The sequence below is a fragment of the Aquimarina agarivorans genome, from assembly GCF_000218485.1.
Taxonomy (GTDB): domain Bacteria; phylum Bacteroidota; class Bacteroidia; order Flavobacteriales; family Flavobacteriaceae; genus Aquimarina; species Aquimarina agarivorans.
This window is the reverse complement of record NZ_AFPB01000059.1, coordinates 68,116-80,507: the sequence shown is the minus strand read 5'-3', so window position 1 is coordinate 80,507 and position 12,392 is coordinate 68,116. Positions and strand designations below refer to the sequence as shown.

The window sequence follows — 12,392 nt, the reverse complement described above, 5'->3', positions numbered from 1 at the left end:
CAAAAAACAACCATTAATTGCCAGTATGCGTTTTATCCCAAAAACAAAACACTACACCAATAAAAAATCTGAAAAACAAAAGACTGTTAGCGAAAAAAACTACAACAAATTGACTGACATTTTTATCTTATAAATACCTATTACAACGTAATAAAATAAGATGGAGTGAATTTAGATTATTTGACTTTGGCTATATTTGTACTTCTAAAAAAACATATTTATGTCATTTAATGATTTATTCGATAGTGGGAAGCACAAAAAAACTTAGGCCACTTTGCCAGTATTGTAACTTTAGCTTCTTCTGACGGAGCAATTAATGAAAAAGAACTTGATTTATTGAAACGTTTTGCTCGCAAACTTGATGTTGACGACAGTGAATTTGAAGAAATTTTAAAAACACCTAAGCATTATCCGATTAATCCACCAAATAATAGTGGCGAGCGTTTAGAGCGTTTGTATGATTTATTTAAAATCATATATGCCGATCACACCATGGATGAAATAGAAAAGAAACTCATTAAAAAATATGCTATTGGTTTAGGATTTTCATCTGAACGTTCCGAACAATTACTTAAAAAGTCTGCTGAGCTTTTTGGCGGAAAAATTGATTTCGAAGACTACAGTAGCATTGTAAATAATCTTTAGTTATAAAAATTAAGAACAAAATAATTAAACATCAAGCCAATGATACCGATTCACTCATTGGCTTGTCTTTTTTCCGTTTTAAGCAATTATAGAGCACAAAGAATACTGATTCTGATTACAAATTTCCCTGATAAAAATTAGTTTTTACATTATTCATTTCGCAAACTCAAGGATAATTTAATTAACCAAAGAGTAAATTATTAAAAATAAAAATAGATAGATCATACAAGAATTTAATGATTAATAAACTCCAATTCTTCAGAATTAAGTAATTTCCCTGTAACACCATCTAAAGTTTCTTTACAAATTAAAACAGGGCTTACTAAATACGAAATTACCCATACTTTTCTGCCGTTTTCTTCTTGCTTCAAAATTTCAGTTTGATACCCTCCTTTCACGTAGACTTTGGTTAATTCAATTTCTTTTTGTTCGCAATAAGCGATTATTTCCTTCCACCCAAAATCATAACCCTCATCGGTATTAATTTCTTGAATTAATTTTCCTTTTTCATCAAATTTATACCAAATACCATATTGAGAACCATTATTAAAATATATCCCCTTTTCTTTTACATTTCCACTTGAATAAAATAACTTAATTTCAGAAAAATTGCTATCGGAGTAATATATTTCCCTTACAAATCCATAAGATTGACTTTCTTCTATTATAGTTAAGCCATTTTTTTGAAATTCTTTTTCCTGTAATCTGATTGACTTCCTTTTTAAAAGTTTACATATCAAGTTTTTATGTGATTATTTTTTTATTATTTTGACCTAGAATTACAAAACAATTAAAAAAAGAAAAAACTACAATGAACAGATATCTAAACATTTGTTTAATTATCTAAATGAGAATAATGGCTACGTTCTAAGATTTCACCAGTAATACCACCTATTTTAATTACTTCTCTGCGCATAGGAACTTTTTTGTAGGTTATGTACCAAAAAGCACCATAATTATCATTACTTCTGCTTATAGTCGTATTTTTTTTGTCAAAAACATAAATTGAATCTTTTTCATTCTTAATCAATTCTATCAATTGCTCAAAAGAAAATTTAAAAGGTTTGTCATAATTAATTTCTTCTATTAATTTTCCTGTTTCGTCATATTTTTTTAGACTTTTCAAAAATCTATTAGGAAAATGAACTAATTCTGACTTTAAGTTTCCAGACGGATAATATCTTTTATCTGTAATAAAAGTCTCTGGAAGTGGAGGTTTAATTGTCTCATTGTAAAATTCATTATCAATTTCTTGCATAATTTCAGTACCATCATCTAATACAAAATTATACTCCCCATCTATTTTGTTTTTTTCAAATGTTTTTATATCAAATTTTTCTGTGGTTCGCGTGGTGTCATTTTGTGTGGTACGCTCCTGCTTTTATGGGTAATGTTTTGACTGGTAAGCACCAAACCATTGCACAACAAAAATACTACGAAAAAAAAGCATTTGAACATCTTCTTAATTGTCTAAATGTGAGTAATGACTGCGTTCTAAAATTTCTCCTGTAATACCATCTACCTTTATCACTTCTCGGCGCATGGGTACTTTTTTGTAAGTTATGTACCAGTCAGTTCCTTTTTCGTCACTCCCTCTACCTATAGTTGTATTTTTATCGAATAGATCAATGGTATCTTTTTCTTTTTTGATTAATTCTAATAATTGTTCAAAAGAAAATTTAAAGGGTTTGTCATAATCAACTGCTTCGACTAATTTTCCTTCTTTATCATATTCCAATCTTTTTTTTAAAAATCTATTAGGAAACCTAATCACATGTTGCTCTAAACTTTTATTGCTCTTATAAAACCTTTTGAAAGTCATAAATAATTCGGGAGGTGCTGGGTATTCGTAAACGGAATAATCATTTTCTCCTTCAACTTGTCTCACTTTAGTTCCATCATCTAAAACAAAATTGTATTCAGTATTAATTTTATTTTTTTCGAATGTTGCTATATCAAATTTTTCTGTAGTCATTGTGGTGTCTTTTTGTGTTGTATTATTCTGTCTGCTTTCTTGACCTCTGCAAGAAAAGCATATAAACACGGATAGTATAATATGTAATAATCTCATACTTTATTCTTTGGTAACATTAGGTTGAATTTTTTTCCATTGCCAACGCCAGGTACTAACACGATTGATCCCTACATTATGAGAATAATCCATGATGTTGTCCGTTTTTTTAATTTCGAAGGTATGTTTGCTCTTATTACTAAAACTGTGCTCTAACCCCATGGCATGTAAAATTTCGTGCGTTGTTGTAAAGGTATTATGAGTGTTGTACAATACGACTTCTTTACAATTGACTGTTTTGGCAGCACCATTATACCCTTGATAATATTTTTATATTACAGTATTATCAAGTATTTTTTTGGTTCTAATAAGAAAGAATAATTAGAAAACTAAAATATATGAATTAAAGTTTTTCCATAGTATCAAACTTTTCTTCAATGATTTCTCCCGTAATACCATTAATCGTGATTGACTTTAATCTTGTGTTGTCGTATTGCCAAGTTACTTGCCAAATAGGGGGAGTATTTTCTGAATTTCTTGATATGTGAGTAGTATTTTTAAAAATGTCAATTTTGTTCTTTTTAATAAAATCTAGAATATTTCCCCAATTATATTTGAAAGGTTTATCGTAATTTACTTTTTTTTCTAAATTACCATCTTCATCATAATATTCCCAAACCCCTAACGCAAAATCATTTTCATAAATTTTCCCTTTTACTTTTAAGACTCCAGAACTATAAAATTCTTTATATTTCTTAAATTTTGGAATATTTTTTATATCTGTATATTCGTAATACCCACCTTTATCATCGCCAAATTGAGTAACTTTTCTACCATCTTTCAATGAGTATTCATAAGTTTTAGATTCGTCTTTATATTTGTTAAATTCAATTATATCAAATGTATCCATTATATTATTATGATTTTTTTTTGGAGTAGAACCATTTTTATTTTGTCCAACACATCCTGTATTCAATAAAATTAATATTAGAAAAATAACTTTCATAACTTTATTCTTTATCTAAATTATTAACTAACGATTGCCACTGCCACTTCCATGTAGCTATTACCGATATAGAAGGGGTTGCAATATCAGAATAATCCATAATATTATCTGTTTTCTGAAATTCAAAAACATGTTTACTATTATTATCAAAACTATGATGTAATCCCATTGCATGAAAACTTTCATGTGCTAGAGTACTATCTCTAAAACCAACAGCATAAACCACGACTGATCTTTTAATAGATGGTATTCCATAAGACCTTCCGTATAAACCATGCGCATTTTCATTTATAAAGAATATTTTATAATGTCTTCTATAATTTTTCTTTAAAGGATCGTATTGGTTGTATAGAGCATCAATTAAATAATCTTGGATTGCATCACTTTTTGCTTCATTTTTTGGTATACTACCTCTTGAACTAAAACGGCTATTGAAAGTAGAATCTGACGATAAATCCAAACTTACTGTTTCAAAATTAGGTTTTGCTAAAGCTTGTTTCATGTATTTTTCTAATTCGGCTTCTCTTCCAATTGGATTTGCTTTTTTTACACTTGCACCTAATTTAGTCCAAACCTCAACAAAAACAATATCCGCCTTATAACGATTCGCTTTACTATTCGCCTTAACGTTTAGTAACCCGGATAGTATTGGCGTACCCATAGTACCATCGCTTTTTTTATTTACAGCCCAAACTTTTATTACTTCATCTTTAGGAAATGTATGTAAGCATTCTAATTTAACACTTCCACTATTGGGGTTACCAGGAGTAGTTTTAGCCAAAGCAGCCGAAGGAAATTTATATTGTCTTAAGTTTTGATCGTTTGGAGAATCAGTTGCTCCTTTGATATCAAAATGTTTTTTTGAAAATTCAATATAGGCTTCGTCAGGTTTGGCTGTTACCTCAATATTTACTTCTAACTCTGCAAAAGGTGGTGTCGCTATATTTGGTTCCCTGTAAATAGAAAGCCAAGGCGTATAATATTTAATTACGTTACCCGAAGCGTCTTTTCTTCCATTCAAATTGTTAGGAGTATATTCAGCTTTTAACTTAGAATAGTTTTTAGGGGTAAATACAGCTCCTGGTTTGGTCGCAGAAATTGCTCCATAACTCCCTACATGCTGCTTGTAATCTACATCACCACCTAACAAAGTATCTTTTACCCGCATCCAATCAAACCCAAACTCCCCTTGCCAACCGCTGTGTGGTCTAAAGTTTACAATTACTTGTGGACTTGGCTTAAGTTGCAATGCACTACTTTTTTTGCTGGCCTCTGCGTGAGTAACTTTGGCAACCAGTTTATCAATATCATTGGTTTTAAAAGCTTCCCACTGTTCCTTGATTTCGGTTGGGGTGAGTTCTACGATACCAGCATCATCTAGCGTTTCTGTAAACGTGAGTACTTTTTCACCTTCGCTGAATTCGCTGCCGTCTTCTTTTTCTAAAGTAATGGTAACGCTATTGCCTTCGGGGTTATTAATTGCAGCGAGTAAACTTAGGTTTTCTTTGTAGCCGATTTCTTTTATATTCTGTTCTTCGGTATCGCTGTTTACCCATTGTATGCTTTTTATTTCGGGGGTTGTATTATCCCTACTGCTAATTGGTTTAGGTTGCTCATTAAATGCAGTACCATCGTCCCAAGTTTGTTTAAATATAATATCATTATCACCGTTAAAACGAAGTATTCCTGGGGTAATTAGCACCGTGTGGTGCATAGGTTGCGAAGTGTCTGCCGTATAAAAATTAGTAGCAGAGGTTGCATAAGCATTGGCAAATTCCAATTTAAAATCAATTTGCATTCCATCCCGGCTCATGAGTTCAATACGCCCGTTTTTTTGCATATTATGATGAGCAGTCCACTCAAACATAGTTACATCTTTAGAAGTTTCTAAAGTAATATTTATTTGCCCTCCGGTAGTTATACCAGTAGGCTTATTATTTATTCCTGTACGTTGATTAAAACTAAAGTTAAAATTTAGTAGCCGGTATTTTTTATCATCTAAATAAAGATAGGCGTGCGTCATTTGGTTAATGCTTAGTTTTGAACCAAATATAGGTTATTTTATGATTTATAATAACCTATACTATTAAACAGTATAACGAACAAAATTTTAATTAGCCATCCCCCCTTTGCTTTCACGAGCGTTTCGCTCGTGACTTTAAAAGCTAATTCAAATCAATTTTTAAAATAATAGGGGCATCATTTCCATAATTTATAGCACTACTATATTTATGATCAATTGGATCAATTATTAACCCTGAAACAACTTTTATCACATTATTCACTTATTACTTTTGCGTTCTTTGCTTAGGTTCACGAGCGTGACGCTCACGTCGACGTGGGATATAACCAATCGTTGCATTTACTCCAATAATACCATTACCTATATGAATTTACCGAATTAAAATGCAGCTTTATTAAACAGTACACTTAAAATTCTGAAAAATAAAATTTATACAGTTCCACTATCTAAAAAAAACTGAACTTCAATATTTTAATCTGATTTTTTTTGCGCGAGGGATTGTAATGGAAATCCCACAGCCTGACGTAGGAAGTGCGAGGAATTGTATTGAAAAGCCCGACCTGTAGGGCGCGCCCAAATGATAACATAAACTTTGCGCTTAAAGTACAATATTCTTGTTACAAAACTGTTAATTTCACAGACATGATGTTAATATTCATCGTCAAAAAAAATTACAATCCAACTCATTGAATAATTTTGACGGACAACTTACTATTTGATAACTAATTAACTTTAACCATCGCGTTTATGAGGCACAAACTATTGCTACTTGTATTTTTTTGTTGTGGATTCTCTTTTTTAACTGCGCAACAATTTACTTTAAGCGGAACTATTAAAGATCAAAAAAATGGGGAAACACTTTACGGAGTAAACATTATTTTGAACGGAACGGATAGGGGAACGGTTACTAATGAATATGGTTTTTATTCCATAACGGCTCCGCAAAATGACTATACTGTTTCCATAAGCTATTTGGGTTACAAAAGCACGGAAAAACAGGTAAACCTGAATGAAAACACCAAGCTTAATCTGGAATTAGAGGAAGAAACGGTTGCGCTAAATGAAGTGGTGGTTTCCAACAACAAAACTAATGTTCGCACGCCGCAAATGAGTGTTAACAAATTAAGCGCAAAAACGATTAAAAAAACACCTGTGGTTTTGGGCGAGGTGGATATTTTAAAAATCATTCAATTACTACCAGGGGTTACAAATAGTGGCGAAGGTGCTTCGGGATTTAACGTTCGTGGTGGCGCAGCGGATCAAAACTTAGTGCTATTGGATGAAGCGCCATTGTACAATACATCGCATTTGTTTGGTTTCTTTTCTGTTTTTAATGCTGATGCTATAAAGGATATTAAACTATACAAAGGGGGTATTCCTGCACAGTATGGCGGTCGCGTTTCTTCTATTTTGGATGCCCGACAAAAGGACGGAAATAATAAAGAATTCCATTTTAATGGTGGGGTAGGACTTATTTCCAGCCGATTGTTAATTGAAGGGCCTACGGTAAAGGAAAAAGGTTCATTTTTATTGGCTGGTAGGACTTCCTATGCTAACTTATTTTTGAAACTTGCAAATATTGAAAGTCGCGTTGGTTTTTATGATATTAACGCCAAAATTTCGCATCAATTGAATGCTAACAACCGCTTGTACCTGTCAGGATATTTTGGAAATGACAATTTTGAAATTGCCAATTTATTGACTAATGATTACGGTAATAATACGTTTAATTTACGTTGGAATCACTTATTTTCGGACAAGCTTTTTTCCAATTTATCGTTTATTTATAGTAAGTATGACTATGAATTGGGTTTTGATTTTTTAGATTTTGATTGGTTATCTTCCATACAAAACACGAATTTGAAATATGACTTAAGCTACTACTACAATGACAAACTGAAATTTAAATTTGGCTTTAACGGACTGTTCTATAATTTTAATCCAGGCGAAATTACACCTACTACCTCCGAATCCTCCATTAATGCTGATCAACTGGATAAAAAAAGAGCATTTGAACCTGCGGGTTACCTCAGCATAAACCATAAAGTAACGCCAAAGCTGTTTTTGGAATATGGTTTGAGGTACAGTTTATTTTACCGTTTAGGCGGACAGCCATTAAATATATATCAGGATGATTTACCAGTTACATACAACCCAATTACTGAGGTGTACAGCAGCGCAACAGCTATTGGTACTGAAAATTTTGACAAAAATGATGTTATAGCTTCCTTTGACGGCTTGGAACCTCGTTTTGCAGCATCGTATCAGCTAAATGACAATACCTCATTTAAGGCAAGTTACCAACGGATGAATCAGTACATTCATTTGATTTCGAACACTAATTCCCCTACTCCTTTGGATGTGTGGGCGCCAAGCGGAAAATATATTGACCCACAAATTTCGGATCAGTTTGCGTTAGGTTTTTTTAAAAACTTAGCGGACAATACGTTTTCATTAGAAACCGAAGTATACTTTAAATCCACGGACAATAGGATTGATTATATTGACGGAGCGGACCTTATTGCAAATAATGAAATTGAAACCGATATTTTAATTGGCGAAATGCGTGCTTATGGCATTGAATTATTATTGAAAAAAATACAGGAAAACTTACCGGATGGTTTGCATATACCTTAGCAAAATCGGAACAACGCACTCCAGGTCGAAATGTTACCGAAGTTGGAATCAATAACGGCGATTGGTACAATACGCCTTTTGATCGAACCCATGATTTATCAATAACTGCTCTTTATAATTTATCAAAAAAATGGGATTTTGGCGTCAATTTTGTTTATCAAACGGGCAGACCAACTACTTATCCTTCTGGTCAATATTTTTTTGATGATATTACGGTACCCAGCTTTACTTCGCGTTTTGAAGAGCGCTTGCCTGATTACCACCGTTTGGACATATCAGCAACACTGACCCCGCAAAAAAAACGAATTCGAAAATGGAAAAGTGAATGGGTGTTTGGTTTGTACAACCTTTATGCACGCCGAAATGCCTCTTCAATCAATTTTTCGAAAAATCAAGAAACAGGATTAAACGAGGCTCGCCGAACTTCTATTTTTGGATCGGTAATTCCTGCAATTACGTATAATTTTAAATTTTAAGCTATGAAGTCATTATATATATACCTTGGATTATTTTTAGCTTTGTGTACCGCATGCGATGATGTGGTGGATATTAAATTACAAGATGACGCACCTAAGCTGGTTATTGAAGCTTTGATCAATTGGGAAAAAGGAACGGCTGGTAACGAACAGCAAATTGTGTTACGCGAATCGTCTTCCTTTTTTAAAGAAGAAGTAATTAATGCTACCAATGCTACAGTTAGTATTACGCATGAAAATGGCACCGTCATTAATTTTACAGAAGCTGCGGATACGCCTGGCATTTACCAAACTTCTGATTTTGTCCCTGAAATTGACGCCACTTACACCCTTTCTATTACTTATAAAAATGAGGAGTACACTGCTGTAGAAAAAATGATTCCCGTTACTCCGATTACAGACGTTAGCCAACGTATTGAAGATATTGCAGATGAAGAAATTCCTGTAATTGCTTTTACCTTTGACGATCCTGCTGAAGCAAATAATTTTTACTTGGTCAATTACTTACCCAATTTTCAGGAAAGAAAAAGTTTTGGCTTTGGTAGTGACGAATTTCAGAATGGAAATGAAATAGAAATTATTCTTAGCAGCGAGTTCACTAGCACTGAAAATGAAGACGAAATCAGAGAATTTGCTTCTGGCGATGTTATTGAACTGAAATTATTTGGTATTAGCCGGCAGTATCACGACTATTTTGAAATTTTAACGCAACAAGCTGAACCTAATACTGGTCCATTTGCACTTGCCCCAGCCGCTGCTATAGGCAACTGTATCAATGTTACCAACCCTGAAAATAGACCATTTGGCTATTTTAGATTAGGCGAGGTGGATACCGAAGTGTACACTTATGAATAAAACAAAATATGACTAAATATTATTTGAGTAATTAGAATTAAGAACCCGTATTACTAGTGGATCTATTAAAATTTAATCCTGCGCTTTAGAAAATAGACAGTTTTTAATAGTATTTATAAAGAAAGAAAAAAAGTATATTTGCAGCGAATTAAAATTCAAATGAACATAAAATGAAATTAAATATAGCACTACTTGCCGGTGACGGTATTGGACCTGAAGTTATTGATCAAGCTGTAAAAGTTTGTGACGCAGTGGCTACTAAGTTTAACCATGAAATTAGCTGGACACCTGCCCTTACTGGTGCAGCTGCAATTGATGCAGTTGGAACGCCATATCCTGATGAAACTCATGATATTTGTGTTGCTGCCGATGCGGTTCTTTTTGGTGCTATTGGACACCCGCGTTTTGATAACGACCCTTCTGCAAAAGTACGTCCTGAGCAAGGTTTACTAAAAATGCGTAAAAAATTAGGGCTATTTGCTAACGTGCGTCCAACATTTACATTTCCTTCATTAATTGACAAATCACCTTTAAAAGAAGAGCGTATTAAAGGTACTGACTTAGTTTTTTTACGAGAGCTAACTGGTGGTATTTATTTTGGTGAAAAAGGAAGAAAAGATGGTGGAGATACTGCCTTTGACAATTGTGTGTACACAAGAGCTGAGGTACAACGATTAGCTAAAAAAGGTTTTGAATTGGCAATGACACGTTCAAAAAAACTTTGTTGTGTTGACAAGGCAAACGTACTTGAAACTTCAAGATTATGGAGGGAAACTGTTCAAGCAATGGAAAAAGACTATCCTGAAGTGGAGGTTTCTTATGAATTTGTAGATGCTGTAGCTATGCGTTTAGTTCAGTGGCCTAATAGCTATGATGTTTTAATTACCGAAAATTTGTTTGGTGATATTTTAACCGATGAAGCTTCAGTAATTTCTGGTTCAATGGGCTTAATGCCTTCTGCCTCTGTGGGCGAAAAAACATCATTATACGAACCTATTCATGGATCATATCCTCAGGCTGCTGGTAAAGATATTGCAAACCCATTAGCGACTGTTTTATCTGCCGCAATGATGTTTGAGGACGCCTTTAATTTAAAAGAAGAAGCTGAAGCTATTCGTGCTGTGGTTAATAAATCTTTAGCCGAAGCAGTAGTTACAGAAGATTTAGCTGCAGGTGGAAAAGCCTATAAAACAAGTGAAGTTGGTGATTGGTTAGCTAAAAATATCTAACACTTCATATAAAATAAATTCAAAAAGGTCACTTTCTGTAATGAAGGTGACCTTTTTTAGTATTTTTGAATACATTATTAATTATAATAGCATTTTATTATTCGGTTATCACTTATGAAAACGCTTTTTTCTACTTTGTTTCTTTTATTTATGCTGTTATTAGGTTGTAATAAAACACCACAAATTAAGGACTTCACTACAAAACAACAGTTAGATAGTTTACAACTAAAAACTGATCGAATTACGATCATAAATTCCAATGCTCAAATACCTAAGCAAATCAAAGACAATGCTAATTTTGAAGCGCTCACTAAAAATATTGACACCTTAAATCGAGTATCGTTTATGGGCATGAAATCCGTAGTAATTTCAATTAATGAAAATATTGAAGAGTTAAAAGAAACGCTACCCATTACTTACAGAAATAAAAGCGTGCAAAGCCGCCTTAATGAAATGTACACCTACTCAAAAGATGTAACCTATAGACTTACTTTAACCTCAAAGGATACTTTATTACTAAATACTAAAGTTAATAAATTACTTACAGCTTATAATCATTTATTAACTCAAATCAACGAAACTACATACAAGTTACCTGATGATTTTAAGAAAGAACTCAATAGAGAAAAAGAAATAAAAAAAGACACCATTGCTGTTGAACCCTTATTTTAATTTCAGGGTTCAAAAACAACCTCAAAATACTATATTTGATTTAAAATCATATCAATATCTAAGTTTTGGACCGCAATAAAATTCATGATGAAACCACTACAGATAAATTTTGTTCAAATTGCGGACACCCACTAGCGTTTCAACGAATTGATAAAAGCTATATAATTGAGGAACTCAGCAATATTATAAATCTAAAAAAAGGATTCTTTTATACGGTTAAGGAAGTATATATTCGTCCTGGAAAAACGGCAAAAAAATTTACAAACGGCGAAAGAAAAAGATTTGTTAAGCCTGTAGTTTTTTTAATTATTTGCTCCTTATTATATACTATCAGTAAATACTTTTTTAATTACGAATTGGGTTATATAAATTACAATGACAAGTTTACTGATCCTTCGGTAACTGTAAAAATGTTTAAATGGTTTGCTGAAAATTATGGGTATTCAAATATCTTAATGGCTATTTTTATTGCTTTTTGGGTGAAAATTTTCTTTAGAAAAAGTGTATACAACTATTTTGAGATACTGATTTTAGTCTTTTACATCACAGGTGTTTCCACCTTAATCTACACACTAAGCGGAATATTTGATACTACGATAGGTATAAATGTTTCTCAATTTAGCCTTTATCTATCTTTACTTTATACCAGCTGGAGTATTGCGAATTTTTTCGAAACTAAAAAAAAGCTACATTTCGTAAAAGCAGTGCTAAGTCATTTGTTTGGTTTAGCAACAAGTATACTTATGCTTTTGGCAATTGGGAATGGATTAGAGCTATTAATTAAAGTTATATCTATCTAAAAAAATGAACGATTAAATCAGAACCCGTATTAAAAAGG

General features: G+C 32.6%; 11 protein-coding genes and 1 pseudogene. 6 read left to right on the top strand and 6 right to left on the bottom strand.

Features of this window, described 5'->3' with window-relative positions; all coding sequences use genetic code 11:
- Window positions 1-336 precede the first annotated feature (336 nt).
- On the top strand, window positions 337-645 hold the full coding sequence (locus GMC_RS18795; RefSeq protein ID WP_010520667.1) for a hypothetical protein: 309 nt from the start codon (window positions 337-339) through the stop codon (window positions 643-645).
- Window positions 646-878: 233 nt separating this feature from the next.
- On the opposite strand, the gene GMC_RS18790 is transcribed toward GMC_RS18795, so the two are convergent.
- From GMC_RS18790 to tssD, 6 genes are all read right to left on the bottom strand, one after another.
- Entirely contained in the window at window positions 879-1,385 is a 507-nt protein-coding gene (locus GMC_RS18790) for a hypothetical protein (RefSeq protein ID WP_010520666.1), read from the bottom strand.
- Window positions 1,386-1,480: 95 nt separating this feature from the next.
- Window positions 1,481-1,903, bottom strand: a complete 423-nt coding sequence (locus tag GMC_RS0102565; RefSeq protein ID WP_010520665.1) for a hypothetical protein — start codon at window positions 1,901-1,903, stop codon at window positions 1,481-1,483.
- A 204-nt stretch (window positions 1,904-2,107) separates the two neighbouring features.
- Window positions 2,108-2,716 carry a hypothetical protein gene (locus GMC_RS0102560; protein WP_238527902.1) on the bottom strand — a complete coding sequence of 203 codons (609 nt, stop codon included), beginning with the start codon at window positions 2,714-2,716 and terminating at the stop codon, window positions 2,108-2,110.
- Window positions 2,717-2,719: 3 nt separating this feature from the next.
- Entirely contained in the window at window positions 2,720-2,929 is a 210-nt protein-coding gene (locus tag GMC_RS0102555) for a reprolysin-like metallopeptidase (protein ID WP_010520663.1), read from the bottom strand.
- A gap of 130 nt (window positions 2,930-3,059) precedes the next feature.
- Entirely contained in the window at window positions 3,060-3,662 is a 603-nt protein-coding gene (locus tag GMC_RS20450) for a hypothetical protein (protein WP_010520662.1), read from the bottom strand.
- A gap of 4 nt (window positions 3,663-3,666) precedes the next feature.
- Complete coding sequence (gene tssD / locus GMC_RS20445) at window positions 3,667-5,685, bottom strand: type VI secretion system tube protein TssD (protein WP_010520661.1); 2,019 nt, start codon at window positions 5,683-5,685, stop codon at window positions 3,667-3,669.
- 747 nt (window positions 5,686-6,432) lie between these two features.
- Between tssD and GMC_RS18775 the strand changes: the two are divergent.
- From GMC_RS18775 to GMC_RS0102515, 5 genes and pseudogenes are all read left to right on the top strand, one after another.
- Window positions 6,433-8,798 (top strand): annotated as a pseudogene (locus GMC_RS18775) (TonB-dependent receptor).
- 3 nt (window positions 8,799-8,801) lie between these two features.
- Entirely contained in the window at window positions 8,802-9,653 is an 852-nt protein-coding gene (locus tag GMC_RS0102530) for a DUF4249 domain-containing protein (protein WP_010520658.1), read from the top strand.
- Window positions 9,654-9,823: 170 nt separating this feature from the next.
- Window positions 9,824-10,882, top strand: a complete 1,059-nt coding sequence (gene leuB, locus GMC_RS0102525) for a 3-isopropylmalate dehydrogenase (RefSeq protein ID WP_010520657.1) — start codon at window positions 9,824-9,826, stop codon at window positions 10,880-10,882.
- A 114-nt stretch (window positions 10,883-10,996) separates the two neighbouring features.
- Window positions 10,997-11,554, top strand: a complete 558-nt coding sequence (locus tag GMC_RS0102520) for a hypothetical protein (RefSeq protein WP_010520656.1) — start codon at window positions 10,997-10,999, stop codon at window positions 11,552-11,554.
- A 65-nt stretch (window positions 11,555-11,619) separates the two neighbouring features.
- Window positions 11,620-12,354, top strand: a complete 735-nt coding sequence (locus GMC_RS0102515; protein WP_010520655.1) for a DUF3667 domain-containing protein — start codon at window positions 11,620-11,622, stop codon at window positions 12,352-12,354.
- Window positions 12,355-12,392: the final 38 nt, after the last annotated feature.

Coding starts and splice junctions, on each gene's coding strand:
- GMC_RS0102520 (WP_010520656.1), top strand. CDS start 10,997: ATGAAAACGCTTTTTTCTACTTTGTTTCTTTTATTTATGCTGTTATTA.
- GMC_RS20450 (WP_010520662.1), bottom strand. CDS start 3,662: ATGAAAGTTATTTTTCTAATATTAATTTTATTGAATACAGGATGTGTT.
- GMC_RS0102560 (WP_238527902.1), bottom strand. CDS start 2,716: ATGAGATTATTACATATTATACTATCCGTGTTTATATGCTTTTCTTGC.
- GMC_RS0102530 (WP_010520658.1), top strand. CDS start 8,802: ATGAAGTCATTATATATATACCTTGGATTATTTTTAGCTTTGTGTACC.
- leuB (WP_010520657.1), top strand. CDS start 9,824: ATGAAATTAAATATAGCACTACTTGCCGGTGACGGTATTGGACCTGAA.
- tssD (WP_010520661.1), bottom strand. CDS start 5,685: ATGACGCACGCCTATCTTTATTTAGATGATAAAAAATACCGGCTACTA.
- GMC_RS0102565 (WP_010520665.1), bottom strand. CDS start 1,903: ATGCAAGAAATTGATAATGAATTTTACAATGAGACAATTAAACCTCCA.